The organism is Nonomuraea sp. SBT364 (genome assembly GCF_001083785.1).
Lineage (GTDB): Bacteria > Actinomycetota > Actinomycetes > Streptosporangiales > Streptosporangiaceae > Nonomuraea.
The window spans coordinates 1-17,769 of record NZ_LAVL01000166.1 but is presented as its reverse complement, the minus strand read 5'-3'; the positions used below and the strand labels follow the sequence as shown (position 1 = coordinate 17,769).

The window sequence follows — 17,769 nt, the reverse complement described above, 5'->3', positions numbered from 1 at the left end:
GTGGAGGGGGTCTCCAGGGAGGGGGCCGGTGGCGGCGCCGCGTGGCCGGCGGCTTCGGTGAAGGCGGCGAGGGCGTACAGGGGGCGGCCTCGCCAGATGCCCGCGAGGACCCGGACGGCCGCCAGGACGGGCCATCCGAGCAAGGCGATGCCACCGAGCCCCACCCACAGGGCCCCCACCCCCGCACCGGGAAGAGCCAGCACGGCGAGGGTGAGCACCGGCAGGCCGATGGGGGCGAGGGCGAGGGTGAGCCAGCCGGTGAAGGCGAGGACGGAGACGAGGGCGCCCACGACGGCGGCGCCGAGCCAGGGGTCGCGCCTCAGCATGGCGGGCACCCAGGCCCACGCCCCGGCCCGCCGCGCCTGCCGTACCGTCAGAGCGGCGAGCGCCACGAGGACGGCCGGCCCGCCGAGCCGGGCCGGCGCCGCCCCCGCGTCGAACGCCAGCGCCGCCGCCGCGATGGCCGCCGTGGCGACCGCCACCAGCAGCCGGACCTGCCGCGACCACACCTCCAGTGCCCGCCGGGCCCGCCCGGTGGCGCGCGGGTCGACCGGCCAGGCGGGGTCGTGGTGGGCCCGGGGCGGCTCCCACCGCAGCGAGGCCAGCCCCAGGTTGACGCGCGCCTGGGGATGCCCGGGGTCGAGGTCCAGCGCCTCCCGGTACCTTCGCCCGGCCCGTACGTGGTCGCCGCGCAGCAGGTCCAGGTCGGCGAGCAGGACGAGCGGGCCGGGCTCCTCGGGCGCGAACCGCCTGGCCAGCTCGGCCTGCGCGGCGGCCTCCTCCCAGCGGCCCGGCAGCCGGCGCAGCGCCGACGCCAGGCGGAGCCGGCCCGCCCAGGAGCCGGGCGCGAGCCGTAGCGCCTCTTCGGCCGCCGCGCCGGCGGGCCGGCCGAGGCGTTCCTGGGCGAGGCTGAGGAGGCGGTGCGCCCACTCGCTCGCGGGGTCGCGGTCGGCGGCGGCGCGGGCGGCGTCGAGCGCGGCGTCGGGACGCCCCGCGTCGAGGAGGGCGGCGGCCCGGTCGCACCAGTCGCGCGGTGAGCGGCCGGTCGCGTCACCGCCCGCTTCACCACTCCCCACGCCCTCATGATCGGCTGGCGATTCCGGATTGGATAGATCCCGATATATGGCTCTATCTCTCTAGAGAGGTGACCGCCGACTCCGGATCAATCGATACCGCTACACCCATCACCTGACATGGCCTAAGCTGCCACGCAAGTTCATGCGGGCCCGCTTGTGCACGGATCGGCCTGCAAGGAGGTCCATGACCGTCACACAGGCCGCGCCCCTCGCACGCCGCGCCGACCGCGAGCCCCGGGACAACCGCTGGTCCATCCTGGTCCTGCTCTGCCTGAGCCTGCTGCTGATCACGGTCGACGCCACCGTCCTGCACATCGCGGTCCCCGCGCTCACCGCCGCCCTGGAACCGTCGGCGGTCCAGCTGCTGTGGATCGTGGACGTCTACTCGCTGGTCGTGGCCCCGCTGCTGATCATGTTCGGCTCGCTCGGCGACCGCTACGGGCGCAAGCGGCTGGTGCTGGCGGGGTTCGTGCTGTTCGGGCTCGCCTCGGCGGCGGCGGCCTTCTCGGCCACGCCGCTGGCGCTCATCCTGTCCAGGGCGGCGCTCGGCGTCGGCGGCGCGATGATCATGCCGGCCACGCTGTCGCTGATCCGCCAGGTGTTCACCGATCGCCGTGAGCGGGCCGTGGCGCTCGGCGTGTGGAGTGCCGTGGCCGCCGCCGGCGCGGCCGTCGGGCCGCTCGTCGGCGGCGTGCTCGTCGGCTGGTGGTGGGGCGCGGTCTTCCTGATCAACGTGCCGATCCTGCTCGTGCTGCTGCCCGCCGCCGTGCGCCTGCTGCCGGAATCGCGCGGGCGGACCGGCCGCCCGTGGGACGCGCCCAGCGCGGCGCTGTCCGTGCTCGGCATCCTGGCGCTGGCGTTCGGGCTGAAGGAGGCGGGCTCGGGCAGCCTGATGCCGTTCGGCGCGTCCGTGGCGGTGTTCCTGGCCGGGGTGGCGCTGCTGGTGTGGTTCGTGCGGCGGCAGAGGCGGCTGGCCGCGCCGCTGCTGGAGGTCGGCCTGTTCCGGAGCCGGGCGTTCACCACCGGCGTGGCCGGGGTGCTGCTGGGCGTGTTCGCGCTGGTGGGGCTCCAGCTCATGCTGGCGCAGTATCTGCAGCTCGTGCTGGGCGACAGTGAGATCCGGGCGGCGCTGCGGATGCTGCCGCTGGTCGTCTCCGCCGTCGCCGGCGGGCTGGCGGCGGCGCACCTCCTGCCCCGGCTCGGCATGCGCGCCACCATGAGCGGCGGGCTGGGGCTCGTCGCGCTCTCGCTGACCCCGACCCTGACCTGGGGCGTCGAGGGCCACCCGGTGATGCTGGCCTGCTGCTTCGTGGGCATCGGGTTCGGCGTCCAGGTCGCGCTGCTGGCCGCGTCCGACACGATCATGTCCGCGGCCCCCGAGTCCCAGGCGGGCGGCGCCGCCGCGATCGAGGAGACCGCCTACGAGCTGGGCGCCGGCCTCGGCGTGGCCGTGCTCGGCACGATCACCACGATCGTGTACGCCCCCGCGCTGCCGGCCGTGCCGGGCGTCCCCGGCGCCGGCATGGACCAGGCCAGGCAGTCGCTGGCCGGTGCCGCCCACGTGGCCGACCAGGTCGGCGGCAGCGCCGGCCACGCGCTGCTCGACGCGGCCCGCTGGGCCTTCGTCAACGCCCTGCACACGACCGTGGTCGTGAGCGTCGTCCTGCTCAGCCTGACCGCCGTTGCCGTGGCCATGCTGCTGCGCCGTGATTGAGGTGTGTGATGTCCCCGTTAGGGCAGACAACAACCGTGAGACAGGCCCTCCGAGATCTCGCCGCGCTCGTCGCCCGCGTGGGCGTGGGCGGCATCTTCTTCGCCAACGGCTGGCGCAAGCTGGAGATCGGCCTGGCCGAGACCGGGGTGCAGTTCCAGGCGCAGGGCGCCCCCGCGCCTCGGGCCTGGGCCACGGTGACCATGCTGACCGAGCTGATCGGCGGCGCGCTGCTGATCGCCGGGCTGATGGTGTCGGTGATGGGGCTGATCCTGTTCGCCGAGGCGGTGGCGGTGCTGTGGGTGGCCCCGCCGCTCAACCCGATCACGCTCAACGAGCTCATCCTGCTGGGCGCGGCCTCGCTGCTGCTCGCGGTGGTGGGCGCGGGGCGGATCTCGGTGGACCACATGGTGGTGATCAGGCGCCGGGAGTCGGAGGCGGCCAGCGAGTTCGCCGCCGACAACGAGGCCGACGCGGTCATCGCCAGCCTGCGCGACCCTGACGCCCCGCCACGCCCGGCCGCACCCGTGAAGCCCGAACCCGCGCCGCCGGCCAAGAGCCCGCCAGAGGCCAAGAGCCCGCCCGAGGCCAAGTCCAAGGCCGGAGCCGCGGAGCCCGCCCTGGACGACACGGCCCCGCACCCCAGACCTCGCCGTACGGACTCCGAGCCCGCCGACGAGCCCAGCACCTCCCCCGGCGACACGCTGGTGGCCGGGCGCAAGAAGCCACCTGCCCGGGGCCGCCGGACGACCTCGGCCGACTAGGCCGCCGCCGCCGGGGCGCGCTTCCCGGGGGGTCTGATCGCGCCCTGGGTGAGCGCGATGGCCGCCAGGATGATCAGCGCGCCCACCGGCTGGTTCCAGGTCAGGCTCTCGTTCAGCACCAGCACGCCCGACAGCGCCGCGAACACCGGCAGCAGGTACGTGACGGTCGAGGTCGTGGTCACGCCCGCCTGCTTCTGCACCCAGTAGAGCAGCAGGTACGCCACCCCGGTGCCGAGCCCGCCGAGCGCCAGCAGGCTCCACCAGACGGGCGCCGGCACGTCGGTGTCCACCAGCGGCACCCCGGCCAGCAGCGTGATCAGGCCGAGCTGCACCGTCCCGCTGAGCAGCTGCCCGCCGGCCAGCACGACCGGCGGCTCGCTGCGCCGCCCGGTGACGAACCGACCGAGGTACGCGCCCCCGACCCCGTAGCACAGGGCCGCCCCGAAGCACGCCAGGCTGCCGCCGAGCTGCCCGCCGGTGATCGGCTGCCACACGCCCAGCACCACCATCACGCCCGCGAATCCGGCCCCGAGCCCCGCCATCCGCCCGGCCGTCGGCTTCTCGGCCCGCAGCAGCAGCGTGAACGCCAGCGTGCACAGCGGCGTGGTCGCGTTCCAGATCGACGCGACGACGGACGACACGTACTGCTCCCCGTAGGCGAACAGCGTGAACGGCAGCGTGGTCAGCACCACGGACGCCACCTGGAAGTGCCCCCACAGCCGGGGGTCGCGCGGCAGCGTCCGGCGGCCGATCGCCAGCACGGCCAGCAGCACGGCCGCGCCGACGGCCATCCGCCCGAACGACACCTGCAGCGGATGCAGCTCGGTGACGGTGACCTTGATGAAGAAGAAGCTGTTCCCCCAGACGGCCGCCAGCACCAGGAACGCCGGCAGCCACCTCCCCGCACCGTTGCCGCGCACCCGCGCCCTCCCTGTCAGCAGAACCAGGAGGAGCGTAACGACCCACGCAGGACTAAAACGATAGGTATATTTCCCTATTTATGGTCGCGTCACAGCTCGAACCGGGCCACCCGCCGGAGCTTGTTCACCGCGTCCAGCGCCGCCACCTTGTACGACTCCGCCAGCGTCGGGTAGTTGAACACCGCGTCGACCAGGTAGTCGATCGTGCCGCCGCAGCCCATCACCGCCTGCCCGATGTGCAACAGCTCCGTCGCGCCGGTGCCGAACACGTGCACGCCCAGCAGCGACCGGTCCTCCGGTGACACCAGCAGCTTGAGCATGCCGTAGGTGTCGCCGATGATCTGCCCGCGCGCCAGCTCCCGGTAGCGCGAGACGCCGACCTCGAACGGCACCTGCGACTTGGTCAGCTCGTCCTCGGTGCGGCCGATGAAGGAGATCTCCGGGATCGTGTAGATGCCGATCGGCTGCAGGCCGCTGATCGTCGGCAGCGGCTCCGCGCAGGCGTGGTGCGCGGCGATGCGGCCCTGCTCCATCGAGGTGGCGGCCAGCGACGGGAACCCGATCACGTCGCCCACCGCGTAGATGTGCGGCACGGTCGTGCGGTAGTGCTCGTCGACGGCGATCCGGCCGCGCTCGTCGGCGGCCAGCCCGGCGACCTCCAGGCCGAGCTCGTCGGTCATGCCGTGCCGTCCGGCCGAGTACATGACGGTCTCGGCCGGGATCTTCTTGCCGCTCTCCAGCAGCGTGATCGCGCCCCGCGGCCGGCGCTCCACCGCGGCCACCGACTCGCCGAACCGGAAGGTCACGGCCAGGTCCCGCAGGTGGTACTTCAGCGCCTCGACGATCTCCAGGTCGCAGAAGTCCAGCATCCGCTCCCGCCGCTCCACCACGGTCACCTTGGTGCCGAGCGCGGCGAACATCGAGGCGTACTCGATCCCGATCACCCCGGCGCCGACGACCACCAGCGACTCCGGCACCACCTGCAGGTTCAGGATGCCGTCGGAGTCGATGATCGTCTCCTCGTCGAACTCCACCGAATCCGGCCGCGCCGGCCGCGTCCCCGTCGCGACGATGATCTTGTCGGCGCTGACCTTGACGCCCCGCCCCTGCTCGTCGACCACGTCCAGCGTGTACGGGTCCACGAACCGCGCCGAACCGGTGAACACGGCCACGTGGTTGCGCGAGAGCTGGCTGCGGATGACGTCCACCTCGCGCCCGATCACGTGCTGGGTGCGGATGCCCAGGTCGGCCACGGTGATCTCGTCCTTGACCCGGTAGCTCTGCCCGTACATCTCGCGCTGGTTCAGCCCGGTCAGGTAGAGCACGGCCTCACGCAGGGTCTTCGACGGGATCGTGCCCGTGTTGATGCAGACCCCGCCGATCATGTTGCGCCGCTCGACCACCGCGACGCGCTTCTCCAGTTTCGCGGCGGCGATCGCCGCCTTCTGTCCGCCCGGCCCGGAACCTATGACAACCACATCGAAGTCGGCCACACCGCCCAGTGTGCTTGCCCGGGCCGATCAGGTGAAGCCCTCAGGCGGTGGCACCCGCCATGACGCGGTCGACGATGCCCCTGGTGCCCTCCTGCCGGGCGCAGTGGGCACAGCAGTACCAGTGCTCGCCCGACTGGACGCCGTGGCCGATCACCTTGGTGCCGCAGTGCTCGCAGATCGGCGCCATGGCCTGGATGGCGCACTGGAAGGAGTCGAACGTGTGCACCGCGCCCTGGGCGTGCACCTCGAAGGACATGTCGTAGTCGTTGCCGCAGTTCTCGCAGACGGCCATGGTGATCCCCCTTGTGGTCGATGCGCCGGTGGAATTCCGGGCTCAGGGGATTCCTCTCCCCGATGGCGCGCCCTATTCAGGCAACGCCCGGCGGGACACGGCCGTGACCACCAGCGGCACGGCCAGCAGCCCGAGGGCGGCGAGGGCGGCGGGCAGGCCGAGCCAGGCGGCCAGGACGGCCACGAGCAGCGGGCTGACCACGAAGCCGGTGTAGGAGATGGCCGACAGCGCCGAGACGAGCGCGCCGGTGGGGTCGGCGGCGGCGGCGCGGCTGAGCATGGCCGGGACCACGGGGCCCAGGGCCAGCCCGGTGAGGGCGAAGCCGGCCAGGGACAGGAGCGGCGTCCCCGCCAGGCCCGCCAGCGCGATGCCGCCGCCCCCGCCGGCCCCCGCGACCAGGTAGAGGGTGCGGTCGGAGAGGCGCGGGAGCGCGTGCACGACGAGACGGCCGGCGGTGAGCGCGGCCATGTACGCGGCGGGGGCGGCGCTGGCCAGCAGAGGAGAGGCGCCCTGGTGCGTTTCGAGCAGCAGCACCGACCACTGCTCGACGGCGTTCTCGACGGCGAGCACCCCGGCCGCCAGCAGCCCGAGGACGATCGCGGCGGTCCAGCGCCGCCGGTGCCCGTCACCCCCGGCCGGCGGCAGGCCCCGGCCCATGGGCAGCGCGAGCACCGTCGCCGCGGCGCCCAGCACGATCACGGCGGCCGTCACCAGCACGGCCGCGGTCCCCGCGCCGAGGTCGCGGGCCAGGCCGGTGGCGGGCGCGGCGGCGATGACGGCGACGGGGAAGGCGGCGTGCACCGGCTGGAAGAGCCTGCGGCCGCTCTCCCGCTCGGCCCGGCCGGTGGCCATGTTGAGCGCGACGTCCAGCGCGCCGCTGGTCGCGCCGACCGCGAGCAGCGCCAGGGCGAGCTGGGCGGGTGTGGCGACCCGGCCCACGGCCAGCACGCTCAGCGCGAACAGGGCCGTGCACAGCATCAGCGCGCCGCGCTCCCGGCCCCTGGCCAGCCGCCCGGCCAGCGCCATGGCCGGGATCGCGCCCACCGGCGTGGCCGCCAGCGCCAGCCCGAGGCCGGCCGCGGAGGTGCCGAGCTGTTCCTTGACGGCCGGCAGCAGCGCCGACCAGGACCCCCAGAAGACGCCCCAGGCCGCACAGACGGCGACGAGCGGCAGGACCGGATTCCTCATCCCCAGGATTGTCACATCCCGCCCTCCCCGTCGCGTCCCCGGGGAGGAACCCGCGAACCGGCGGAGCCGTGCCCGGCCTGTGCACAAATGCGTGGAGCGGTCCCGCAAGCCGCCGCTAGGTTGTCGGCAACCGCCCGTCAAGCGGCACGGCACACACTCACACCGGACCCATCGGAGGGGGCAGACCATGCGACGAGTGCGGATCGGCAAGCCGACCGGCAAGCGGCGCCCGGACCGGGACGCGGACCTGGATCTGCGATCGCCGTCGGGCCGCCGCCTTCCCTACTGACTTACTGCTTACACCAGCCTTACAGAGGTATCTGTAGATAACATAGGTAACAGAAATATCACGGGGGGCTCACGTTGAAGAGGCTAGTGGCAGTGCCGCCGCGCGTCGCCAGGCACAAGGTCCGCGACATCGGCTCGGGCGGCCGCCGCCGCACGCAGGGGCACGATCCGAAGGTGGTCGACCTGCGGGCCTACACGGGCCGCAACGTGCTCCGCTTCCCGGGCGGACCGGCTCCGGCCGCCTAGCCGTAGAGCTTCTTGGAGTAGGAGGCGTCCGAGTAGTAGGCCTCCAGCTCCGTCAGCGACTCGTCGGTCACCTGCAGCTCCTTGACCAGGGCGGCATGCGAGGGCAGCGGGTCGGGGCCCCACTGGTCGGGCTTCCACAGGGCGCTGCGCATGAGCGCCTTGGCGCAGTGGAAGAAGATCTGCTCGATCTCCACGACGAGCGCCAGGCGCGGCCGGTGCCCCTTGACGATCATCTCGTCGAAGAACGGCGCCTCGCGGATCAGCCTGGCGCGGCCGTTCATGCGCAGCGTCTCGTTGCGGCCCGGCAGGAAGAAGATCAGCCCGGCGTGCGGGTTGACCAGGACGTTGCGGAACCCGTCGGCCCTGCGGTTGCCGGGGCGATCGGGGATGGCGATCGTCGTGTCGTCGATGACGTACGTGAACCCGGCCGGATCGCCCTTGGGCGAGACGTCGCAGTTGCCGTCGGCGTCGGAGGTGGCGATCAGGCAGAACGGCGAGGCCGCGAGCCACTGACGGTCACGCTCGTGCAGGCGTACGCGCTCCTTGGCGGCCGCTCGGGGCATGACCTCGCCCAGCAGTTCGCGCAGTTCGTCCTCGGATTGGATCTCCGCCCAGCTCATCTGTTCTCCCTTCGGGGGCCGGCGGCCATTGTCGCAGGGCGGCCCGGGGTCACCATCGGCGGGCGGCGGCCATGACGTTCAGCAGCGGGTCGCGTTCGGCCTCGAACCGGTCGCGCGGCGTGCCCTCCCGTTCGGCGCGCAGGTGGAGCATGACGAGTTCGGTGGCGGCCTGCTGGTAGTCGCTCATCGCGCGGCCGAGCCCCGCTCCCCTGGCCTGTTTGCGGGCGGTCCTGCGCGCCGGGATGCTGGTCAGCATCCGGATGTCGGCGCCGGTGACCAGCCCGGTCTGCTCGTAGCCGGGCAGGTAGGCGCCCATCCGGGCGACCAGGTGCCGGCGCTCCCGCAGGGTGATCACGATCAGCGCGACGAGCGCCATCATGATCACCAGGTACGCGAGCCCGAGCCAGGCCAGCGAGCCCGTCGTGGCCGCGCCGTTCCAGAGCCCGTGCAGGAAGACCGCGCCGAGATAGCCGAGCGGGATCGCGGCGAATCGGGCGGCGTTGCGCCGCGTCAGCGCGTACGCGACCCCGACGCCGATGAGCGAGGTGTAGATGGGGTGCCCGAGCGGGTCGATCAGCCCCCGGATCACGAAGAGCTGGATGGCCGCGCCGACCCCCTCCTCGCCGAACGCGGTCAGGTAGTAGCCGACGTTCTCCACGGTGGCGAACCCGAGCCCGGCCATGGAGGCGTACACGATGCCGTCGGTCAGCCCGTCGATCTCCCGCCGCCGGCGCAGCAACAGCACCAGCGCCGCCCCCTTGAGCGCCTCCTCGATCACCGGTGCCAGGAAGACCGCGCCCATCGCGTCGACCGTCTGGGTGCCGTAGCCGGCCCTGGTGAACAGCGCCTGCCCGGCCACGGTCAGCGCGATAGCGATCACCACCGCCACGCCGGCGCCCCAAGCGAAGGCGAAGGCCAGGTGGAGCTTGGGCTCCGGCTCCAGCCGGTCGAGCGAGAGCACGGCCGCCAGCAGCACCGGCAGCGGCGCCACGGCCAGCACGGCCGACAGCCCGAACCCGGCGGGACCGCCGGCCAGCAACAGCACCACGAGCACGCCGAGGGCCAGCACGCTGGAGATCACCAGCCCGATGATCAGAGCTTTGCTGGGCCGCTGGGCGAGCACGGCGGAGCGCGTCGGAACGGTCATGAACCCACTATGGCGTTTCCGGTTGCCAATCACTTACGGGGTAGGGAGGACGCCATGAAGAAGCTGTACGAGCGCTGGCTGCTGGAGATGTGGAACGGCGACTTCGAGCTCGCCCACGACCTGGTCACCCCGGGCTTCACCGGGCACTGGCCGGGCAGGGAGGTGCGCGGGCCGCTGGAGCTGATCGAGGTCCTGCGGCAGGGGCACGAACCGTTCGGCGACGTCACCGTCACGCTCGACGTCGGGCCGGTCGTGGACGGCGACCTGGTCGCGGCCCGGTGGACGTTCGCCGGCTCCTACGAGGGCGGCCTGCCGGGCGCCTCCACGGCGCCGGGCACCCGGATCTCCTTCAGCGGCCACGACCTCCTGCGGGCCGAGGGCGGCCGGATCGCCGAGTACTGGGTCATCTCCGACGGACAGACTCTGGCCGGGCAGCTCGGCATGGGCTGAACCCCTTGCCAGACGGGGCACACGGGCTTACGATCCGCGTAATTGTTAGGAAACTTTCCTTACAGAGAGGTTCCGTACGTGCGCCGATTAGCCGCCCCCCTGATCGCCGTGCTCGTGATCGTCGCCCTGTGCGCTCTCCCCGCACAGGCCGCGAGCCGCCTCGTCGCCGTCTTCTCCTTGTCCGGCACCACCGCGACGTTCGTCGTCAGCAACCCCGGCACGACCGCCGTCACCGGCTGGTCGATCGTCTTCGACCTGCCCTCCGGGGTCACCGCGAGCAGTCCGCAGAACGCCACCCTCCGCCAGACCGGCACGAAGGTGACGCTCACCCCCGCCTACTACATCAACACCGTCCAGCCGGGCCGCAACACCGAGCCGTTCAGCCCCAGATTCACGCTCAGCGCCGCCGCCCAGCCGGCCAACTGCACGATCAACCGGGCCAACTGCGACGGCACCGGCGAGGACCCGCCCGCCCCGCCGCCGATCGGCGCCACGTACGAGGTCAGCGGGAGCTCGGCCAAGTTCGTCGTCGCCAACAACGGCACCGCCACGCTGAACGGCTGGACGATCGTCTTCGACCTGCCCGAGGGCGTCACCGCGAGCAACGCGCAGAACGGCTCGCTCAGCCAGAGCGGCCGCACGGTCACCCTCACCCCGGCCCACTACAACACCAACGTCGCGGCCGGCGGCACCACCGAGCCCTACAGCCCGTCGTTCACCGTCAGCAGGGCCGGCGCCGAGCCGACCGGCTGCCGGATCAACGACGTGAACTGCGACGGCACCCCCGACGCGCCGCCCGGCGCGCCCGGCAACCCGCGCTCACCGGTCAGGACCACCAAGACGGTCTCGCTGGCCTGGGACGCCGCCACTCCCGGCAGCCTGCCGATCACCGGGTACGAGGTCTACAACGGCTCGGCCCGCGCCGCCACGGTCACCGGCACCACCGCGACCGTCACCGGCCTGACCCCCGACACCTCCTACACCTTCACCGTCAAGGCCAAGGACCGCAAGGGCACGCTCTCGGCCGCCTCGTCACCGGTGACCGTGCGGACCAACAATCCCTCGGACGACACCCAGGCCCCCACCGCCCCGGGCAACCCGCGCAGCACCGCCAAGACCTCCTCCGGCGTCACCCTCGCCTGGAACGCGTCCACGGACAACACCGGCGTGGCGAGCTACGAGGTCTACACCGGCGCCACCCTGGCGGCCACCGTCACCGGGACCACCGCGACGGTCTCCGGGCTGTCGCCGTCGACCGCGTACACGTTCACGGTCAAGGCCAGGGACCTGTACGACAACATGTCGCCGGCCAGCGCGGCCGTCGAGGTGACCACCGCGGACATCGTGGAGAACGGGTACGCCCGCGTCGGCTACTTCGTCCAGTGGGGCATCTACGGCCGGCAGTACTTCGTGCGCAACCTCGACACCAGCGGGGCGGCGGCCAAGCTCACCCACATCAACTACGCCTTCGGCAACGTCGACCCGGTCAACCTGACCTGTCTGCAGGGCGTCACGAAGGGCACCACGCAGAACCCGCAGGACCCCAACCAGGGCGACGGCGCCGGTGACGCCGAGGCCGACTACGGCAGGCCGTTCAGCGCCGCCCAGTCGGTGGACGGGGTGGCCGACACCGGCTGGGAGAAGCTGCGCGGCAACTTCAACCAGATCAAGAAGCTCAAGGCCAAGCACCCGCATCTCAAGGTGCTCATCTCGCTGGGCGGGTGGACGTACTCCAAGTACTTCTCCGACGTCGCGGCCACGGACGCGGCGCGCAAGAAGTTCGTCTCCTCCTGCATCGACACCTACATCAAGGGCAACCTGCCCGTGTACAACGCCGCGGGCGGGCCGGGCACCGGGGCCGGCGTCTTCGACGGCATCGACCTCGACTGGGAGTGGCCGGGCGCCGAAGGCCACCCGGGCAATCACATCAGCCCGCAGGACAAGGAGAACAACACGCTGCTGATCGCCGAGTTCAGGCGGCAGCTCGACGCGCTGACCGAGTCGACGGGCAAGCGCTACCAGCTCACGGCCTTCACCCCGGCGGACCCGGTCAAGATCGAGGCCGGCTGGGACCTCCCCGAAGTCGCGAAATATCTGGACATCTTTAATGTGCAGGGCTACGACTTCCACGGAGCCGGCAGCGACAACTCCTGGGAGCCGAACCGCACCGGCCACCAGGGCAACCTCTACCTCGACTCCGACAGCCCGTACAACCCGGACTTCAGCGTGGAGAAGGCCGTCGACGTCTACCTGGACGCCGGCGTCAGCCCGCGGAAGATCACCATCGGGCTCGCCTACTACGGCCGCGGCTGGCAGCAGGTCGCCGACGGCGGCAGGTACGGCGAATGGCAGTCGGCCGTCGGGGCCGCCCCCGGCCAGTTCCAGGAGGAGGCCGGCACCCGCGGCTACAGCAACCTGATCGCCTCCGTGCCCGGCTGCACCGTCCGGCACGACGAGCAGGCGGTCGCCACCTACTGCTACACCGGGAACAACGGGCAGTGGTGGAGCTTCGACGACACCTGGTCCATCGGCAAGAAGACCGCCTGGATCAAGAGCAAGGGCCTGCTCGGCGCCATGGTTTGGGAGATGTCGGGCGACACCGGCACCCTCACCAACGCGCTGGACGCCGGGTTGCGCCAGTAGAAAGCGTGCCGGTGGCGGGCGAATTCCGGGCGCCCGCCACCGGCCACCCGCTCGTGTCAGAGCCGGAGGCATGGACCACCTCGCGCACCTCCGCCGGGTGACCCCGGCCTTCGCCTCCGTCCTCGGACTTGATGCTGTGGCTTGGGTAGTTCTGATCCTTGGACCGCGGGAATCGCGGGATGGACCCGACCAAGGAGAGCGTAGATGCAGGCGACCGGCAAGCCACGCCACCGCAGCCTCGACGTGGACGGACTGGAGATCTTCTACCGGGAGGCCGGCACGGCGGACAAGCCCTGCGTACTCCTGCTGCACGGCTTCCCGAGCTCCTCGCACACCTTCCGGCACGTGCTCTCGCCGCTGGCAGAGGTGAGCCGGGTCATCGCCCCCGACCTGCCGGGCTTCGGCTTCTCCGCCGCCCCCGGCGTCGGCGAGTACGAATACACCTTCGCCAATCTGACCAGCACCATCGAGGCGTTCCTCGAGCGGATCGGCGTCGAGGAGTTCTTCGTCTACCTGCACGACTTCGGCGCCCCGGTCGGCTATCACCTCGCCACCCGGCGTCCCGAGCGCATCCTCGGGCTCATCGTGCAGAACGGCAACGCGCACGAGGACGGCCTGGGGAGCCAGTGGGACAGCACGCGGGCCTTCTGGGCCGATCCTTCGGAGGCCAACCGCGCCCAGCTGCCCGAGTGGCTGAACTTCGAGGGCACCCGCGCGCAGTACCTGAGCGGGCTGCCGGCGCGGCTGCGCGTCCTCCACCCGCCCGAGGCGTGGCATCTGGACTGGGAGCGGATGTCGCGGCCGGGCAACGTCGAAGCCCAGTTCCGGCTGTTTCGCGACTACGCCGGCCACGTCGCCCGCTTCGGCGAGCTGGCCGACTACCACCGGACCCACCAGCCGCCGTGCCTGCTGCTCTGGGGCCGCCACGACGCGTTCTTCGACCTGAACGAGATCATGGGCTACGCGAGAGCGCTCGACCGCCTCGAGATGCACGTCTACGACGGCGGCCACCTCCTGCTGGAGACCCACGCGCCCGAGTGCGCCGCGGCGATGGTGTCCTTCATCACCGATGTCACGGCCGAGCGCGATGGCTGATGGCGCCGGCCGCGGGCGCTGACGCACGCCCGCACCCCGTCGCCGCCGCCCTGCCCCCAACGCGTCGAAGGGGGCCAGGAACGATGTCCGGACCCCCTTCTCAAGCAGGTACGACGGGCCTCAGCGTCGCCTGGGGGACGACTCGGCCCGTTGTCAGCTGCAACCGCTGGTGGAGCCGCAGCCCTCGCAGACGTAGCAGCTGCCCGCCGGGCGCATCTTCGTGCCGCACGTCATGCACAGCGGCGCGTCGGCCGTGAAGCGCTGGTGGCTCTCCAGCGTCAGCTCCTTGGACGGCTCCGCCTTCGGCTTCTCCTCGATGGGCGCCGACTGGGCCAGCGCCTCGCGGTCGACCGCCTCCTGCAGCGCCGCCGGGTCCTCGCCGCGCTGCTGCGCCGCCCGCTCGTCGGCCGAGAAGATGCCGAGCGCCGCCCGCTCCTCGTACGGCAGGTGGTCCAGCGCCAGGCGGCGGAAGATGTAGTCCATCACCGACGTGGCCATCCGGATGTCCGGGTCGTCCGTCATGCCCGCCGGCTCGAACCGCATGTTGACGAACTTGCTCATGTACGTCTCCAGCGGCACCCCGTACTGGAGACCGATGGAGATCGCCACCGAGAAGGCGTCCATGACGCCCGCGAGCGTGGAGCCCTGCTTGGACATCTTGAGGAAGACCTCGCCCAGCCCGTCGTCGGGGTAGGACGAAGCGGTCATGTAGCCCTTGGCGCCGCCCACCGTGAAGCGGGTCGTGGTGCTCGGCCGCTGGTTGGGCATCCGCCGCCGGGTCGGCCGGTTGACCTCGATGACCTTGACCTCGGGCTCTGCGGCGGCAGCGGTGGCCTTGGCCTCGTCCTTCTTGGTGCCGCCGGCCGACAGCGGCTGGCCCACCTTGCAGTTGTCGCGGTAGACCGCCAGCGCCTTGAGGCCGAGCCGCCAGCCCTCCAGGTAGACCTGCTCGATGTCGTCGATCGAGGCCGACTCGGGCAGGTTGACGGTCTTGGAGATGGCGCCCGACAGGAACGGCTGCGTGGCGGCCATCATCCGCACGTGCCCCATCGGCGCGATCGCCCGCTCGCCCATCGCGCAGTCGAACACCTCGTAGTGCTCGTGCCGCAGGCCCGGGGCGTCGACGACGTGGCCGTGCTCGGCGATGTACTCGACGATCGCCTCGACCTGCTCCTGCTGGTAGCCGAGCTGCTTGAGTGCGCGCGGGATCGTCTGGTTGACGATCTGCATGGAGCCGCCGCCGACCAGCTTCTTGAACTTGACCAGCGCCAGGTCGGGCTCGATGCCGGTGGTGTCGCAGTCCATCATCAGGCCGATGGTGCCCGTCGGGGCCAGCAGGCTGGCCTGGGCGTTGCGGTAGCCGTTCTTCTCGCCGGTCCGCAGGCACTCCGACCACTGGCGGGTCGCCTCGGCGTGGATCTTGGCGTCCATGGAGCCGATCGTGCGCAGCCCGTCGTTGGCCGCCGCGTGCTTGCGCATCACCCGCTTGTGCGGCTCGGCGTTGCGGGCGTAGCCGTCGTACGCGCCCACGACCCCGGCCAGCTCGGCACTGCGGCGGTAGGACACACCGGTCATCAGCGACGTGATCGCCCCGGCCACCGCCCGGCCACCGTCGGAGTCGTACGCGTGCCCGGTCGCCATCAGCAGCGCGCCCAGGTTGGCGTAGCCGATGCCGAGCTGGCGGTAGGCGCGGGTGGTCTCGCCGATCTTCTCCGTCGGGAAGTCGGCGAAGGTGATCGAGATGTCCATCGCCGTGATGATCAGCTCGGTCAGCTTGACGAAGTTCGCGACGTCGAAGGAGTTGTCGTCGTTCAGGAACTTCAGCAGGTTGATGCTGGCCAGGTTGCAGGAGGAGTTGTCCAGGTGGACGTACTCGCTGCACGGGTTGGAGGCGGTGATGCGGCCGGTCTCGGGGGTGGTGTGCCAGTCGTTGATCGTGTCGTCGTACTGCACGCCCGGGTCGGCGCACTCCCACGCGGCCTTGGCCATCTTGCGGAACAGGTCGCGGGCGTCGATGGTCTCGATCACCTCGCCGGTGAGCCGGGCGCGCAGCCCGAACTCGCCGCCCTTCTCCACCGCGCGCATGAACTCGTCGGAGACGCGCACCGAGTTGTTGGCGTTCTGGTACTGGACGGAGACGATGTCCTTGCCGCCCAGGTCCATGTCGAACCCGGCGTCACGCAGCGCGCGGACCTTGTCCTCCTCGCGCGCCTTGGTCTCGATGAACTCCTCGATGTCGGGGTGGTCCACGTCGAGCACGACCATCTTGGCGGCCCGGCGGGTCGCGCCGCCCGACTTGATCGTGCCGGCGCTCGCGTCGGCGCCGCGCATGAACGACACGGGGCCGCTGGCGGTGCCGCCGCTGGAGAGCAGCTCCTTGGAGGAACGGATGCGGGACAGGTTGACGCCCGACCCCGAACCGCCCTTGAAGATCACGCCCTCTTCCTTGTACCACTCCAGGATCGACTCCATCTGGTCGTCCACGGAGAGGATGAAACACGCCGACACCTGCTGCGGCGACTGGGTGCCCACGTTGAACCAGACCGGCGAGTTGAAGGCGAACACCTGGTGGATCAGGGCGTGCTTCAGCTCGTGGTCGAAGATCTCGGCGTCCTCGTCGCTGGCGAAGTAGCCGTGCTCGACGCCCGTGCGGGTGTAGACGCCCACGACCCGGTCCACGAGCTGCCGCAGGCTGAACTCGCGCTGCGGGGTGCCCACCGCGCCGCGGAAGTACTTGGTCGTCACGATGTTGGCCGCGTTGACCGACCAGAACTCGGGGAACTCGACGCCCCGCTGCTCGAAGTTGATCGACCCGTCACGCCAGTTGGTCATGACGACGTCGCGGCGCTCCCACGTCACGTCGTCGTACGGGTGCACGCCGGGCTTGGTGAAGATCCGCTTCATCTTCAGGCCCTTGCGAGGACGCTTACCTCCGCGCGTGACTGAACCGCTGGACGTCTCCGTCATGACTCCCCCTTCTCCGCCTTCAACTGAGAGATCTCGGCCTCGAAGTCCGCCAGGCTTTCGAAACCGCGATAGACCGATGCGAAACGCAGGTAGGCCACCTCGTCGAGCTCACGCAGCGGCCCTAGGATCGCCAGCCCCACCTCGTTGGAGGCGATCTCCGCCGCGCCCTTGGCCCGGATGGCCTCCTCCACACTCTGGCCGAGCTGGGCCAGCGAGTCCTCGCTCACAGGCCGGCCCTGGCAGGCCCGCCGCACACCCGCGACGACCTTGTCCCTGGAGAACGGCTCCGTCACCCCGCTGCGTTTGCTCACCATGAGGAGTACGGTCTCCTGGGTGGTGAACCGTCGCCCGCAGTCGGGGCACGTGCGGCGGCGTCTGATCGCCGCGCCGTCCTCCGTGGAGCGGCTGTCGATGACCCTCGTGTCGGGGTGGCGACAGAACGGACAGTGCACGCGTACGCCTCCTCGGACCCCGGGTCACCACATGCGCGAAATCCGCGTCCCGGTACGCTCGCGCACACCCCACGGCTGTCCGTGGTGCGGTCGCGTAAACACAAGGTGTGGTGAACTACATCGGTGTAACTACTAGATGTTGTGGTCCAACCGTAGAAGCGCGCGACCATGAACGCAAGTTGAGCGACCCCCGTCCGCGGAAGTCGCTGATCAGGCCAGCCTCCCCGCCCTACCCGGGCGTGTCGCCCCTGCGCCCCTCCCGAAGCCCGCCCGGACGTCGTCACATCCGTTGGCCACCGGCCCGCACGTCACCCGGTTCGCGTGGCGCCTCACCCGTGAACTCCCGTCACACGCGGGCTACCGGTGACGCCGCTTCCTCGCACCGTTCCGGCGCCGTCCTCCCGCGACACCCGGCCC

At 71.4% G+C, this 17,769-nt stretch carries 14 protein-coding genes and 1 pseudogene; 6 read left to right on the top strand and 9 right to left on the bottom strand.

Translation table 11 applies throughout. The features are described 5' to 3' along the window. Nucleotides 1-1,076: pseudogene (locus ADY59_RS39675) on the bottom strand (hypothetical protein); the annotation flags it as partial. Between the two features lie 184 nt (nucleotides 1,077-1,260). Between ADY59_RS39675 and ADY59_RS39670 the strand changes: the two are divergent. Both ADY59_RS39670 and ADY59_RS39665 read left to right on the top strand, forming a co-directional pair. After that, nucleotides 1,261-2,790 carry an MFS transporter gene (locus ADY59_RS39670; RefSeq protein WP_053175563.1) on the top strand — a complete coding sequence of 510 codons (1,530 nt, stop codon included), beginning with the start codon at nucleotides 1,261-1,263 and terminating at the stop codon, nucleotides 2,788-2,790. Between the two features lie 35 nt (nucleotides 2,791-2,825). Further along, nucleotides 2,826-3,551: a DoxX family protein gene (locus tag ADY59_RS39665; protein ID WP_049574040.1), complete on the top strand. Its 726-nt coding sequence runs from the start codon at nucleotides 2,826-2,828 to the stop codon at nucleotides 3,549-3,551. On the opposite strand, the gene ADY59_RS39660 is transcribed toward ADY59_RS39665, so the two are convergent. The 4 genes from ADY59_RS39660 to ADY59_RS39645 form a co-directional block, all read right to left on the bottom strand. Next, complete coding sequence (locus ADY59_RS39660; protein WP_082310751.1) at nucleotides 3,548-4,471, bottom strand: DMT family transporter; 924 nt, start codon at nucleotides 4,469-4,471, stop codon at nucleotides 3,548-3,550. The genes ADY59_RS39665 and ADY59_RS39660 overlap by 4 nt on opposite strands. 89 nt (nucleotides 4,472-4,560) lie before the next feature. Beyond that, complete coding sequence (sthA, locus tag ADY59_RS39655; protein WP_049574036.1) at nucleotides 4,561-5,964, bottom strand: Si-specific NAD(P)(+) transhydrogenase; 1,404 nt, start codon at nucleotides 5,962-5,964, stop codon at nucleotides 4,561-4,563. A 40-nt stretch (nucleotides 5,965-6,004) separates the two neighbouring features. Beyond that, nucleotides 6,005-6,256 (bottom strand): hypothetical protein, encoded by a 252-nt coding sequence (locus ADY59_RS39650; RefSeq protein WP_049574034.1) that lies wholly within the window; start codon nucleotides 6,254-6,256, stop codon nucleotides 6,005-6,007. 72 nt (nucleotides 6,257-6,328) lie between these two features. Further along, on the bottom strand, nucleotides 6,329-7,444 hold the full coding sequence (locus ADY59_RS39645; protein WP_049574031.1) for an MFS transporter: 1,116 nt from the start codon (nucleotides 7,442-7,444) through the stop codon (nucleotides 6,329-6,331). A 375-nt stretch (nucleotides 7,445-7,819) separates the two neighbouring features. Between ADY59_RS39645 and ADY59_RS51935 the strand changes: the two genes are divergently transcribed. Then, entirely contained in the window at nucleotides 7,820-7,978 is a 159-nt protein-coding gene (locus ADY59_RS51935; protein WP_197094068.1) for a hypothetical protein, read from the top strand. Here ADY59_RS51935 and ADY59_RS39640 read toward each other — a convergent pair. Together ADY59_RS39640 and ADY59_RS39635 are read right to left on the bottom strand one after the other, a co-directional pair. After that, complete coding sequence (locus tag ADY59_RS39640; protein WP_049574030.1) at nucleotides 7,975-8,598, bottom strand: pyridoxamine 5'-phosphate oxidase family protein; 624 nt, start codon at nucleotides 8,596-8,598, stop codon at nucleotides 7,975-7,977. The genes ADY59_RS51935 and ADY59_RS39640 overlap by 4 nt on opposite strands. A 49-nt stretch (nucleotides 8,599-8,647) precedes the next feature. Further along, complete coding sequence (locus tag ADY59_RS39635) at nucleotides 8,648-9,745, bottom strand: PrsW family intramembrane metalloprotease (RefSeq protein WP_053175560.1); 1,098 nt, start codon at nucleotides 9,743-9,745, stop codon at nucleotides 8,648-8,650. A 54-nt stretch (nucleotides 9,746-9,799) separates the two neighbouring features. Here ADY59_RS39635 and ADY59_RS39630 point away from each other — a divergent pair, with 54 nt between their 5' ends. The 3 genes from ADY59_RS39630 to ADY59_RS39620 all read left to right on the top strand — a co-directional run bounded on the left by ADY59_RS39630 (nucleotide 9,800) and on the right by ADY59_RS39620 (nucleotide 13,933). Then, nucleotides 9,800-10,195: an ester cyclase gene (locus ADY59_RS39630; protein WP_049574027.1), complete on the top strand. Its 396-nt coding sequence runs from the start codon at nucleotides 9,800-9,802 to the stop codon at nucleotides 10,193-10,195. Nucleotides 10,196-10,273: 78 nt separating this feature from the next. Then, nucleotides 10,274-12,838: a glycosyl hydrolase family 18 protein gene (locus ADY59_RS39625; RefSeq protein WP_082310750.1), complete on the top strand. Its 2,565-nt coding sequence runs from the start codon at nucleotides 10,274-10,276 to the stop codon at nucleotides 12,836-12,838. Nucleotides 12,839-13,042: 204 nt separating this feature from the next. Further along, the gene (locus ADY59_RS39620) at nucleotides 13,043-13,933 is read left to right on the top strand and encodes an alpha/beta fold hydrolase (RefSeq protein WP_049574024.1); all 891 of its coding nucleotides are present in this window, start codon (nucleotides 13,043-13,045) and stop codon (nucleotides 13,931-13,933) included. Nucleotides 13,934-14,086: 153 nt separating this feature from the next. Here the strand turns inward: ADY59_RS39620 and ADY59_RS39615 are convergent, their stop codons facing one another. After that, nucleotides 14,087-16,900, bottom strand: coding sequence for a vitamin B12-dependent ribonucleotide reductase (locus ADY59_RS39615; protein WP_049574022.1), 2,814 nt, complete (start codon nucleotides 16,898-16,900; stop codon nucleotides 14,087-14,089). Then, nucleotides 16,897-17,352, bottom strand: a complete 456-nt coding sequence (gene nrdR / locus ADY59_RS39610; RefSeq protein WP_049574019.1) for a transcriptional regulator NrdR — start codon at nucleotides 17,350-17,352, stop codon at nucleotides 16,897-16,899. Before nrdR ends, ADY59_RS39615 begins: the two co-directional genes overlap by 4 nt. Nucleotides 17,353-17,769: the final 417 nt, after the last annotated feature.

What these genes read in the sequence shown, in the direction of transcription:
- ADY59_RS39670 (WP_053175563.1), top strand. Translation starts at nt 1,261, where the DNA reads ATGACCGTCACACAGGCCGCGCCCCTCGCACGCCGCGCCGACCGCGAG.
- ADY59_RS39645 (WP_049574031.1), bottom strand. Translation starts at nt 7,444, where the DNA reads ATGAGGAATCCGGTCCTGCCGCTCGTCGCCGTCTGTGCGGCCTGGGGC.
- ADY59_RS39650 (WP_049574034.1), bottom strand. Translation starts at nt 6,256, where the DNA reads ATGGCCGTCTGCGAGAACTGCGGCAACGACTACGACATGTCCTTCGAG.
- ADY59_RS39615 (WP_049574022.1), bottom strand. Translation starts at nt 16,900, where the DNA reads ATGACGGAGACGTCCAGCGGTTCAGTCACGCGCGGAGGTAAGCGTCCT.
- ADY59_RS39630 (WP_049574027.1), top strand. Translation starts at nt 9,800, where the DNA reads ATGAAGAAGCTGTACGAGCGCTGGCTGCTGGAGATGTGGAACGGCGAC.
- ADY59_RS39640 (WP_049574030.1), bottom strand. Translation starts at nt 8,598, where the DNA reads ATGAGCTGGGCGGAGATCCAATCCGAGGACGAACTGCGCGAACTGCTG.
- ADY59_RS39635 (WP_053175560.1), bottom strand. Translation starts at nt 9,745, where the DNA reads ATGACCGTTCCGACGCGCTCCGCCGTGCTCGCCCAGCGGCCCAGCAAA.
- ADY59_RS39620 (WP_049574024.1), top strand. Translation starts at nt 13,043, where the DNA reads ATGCAGGCGACCGGCAAGCCACGCCACCGCAGCCTCGACGTGGACGGA.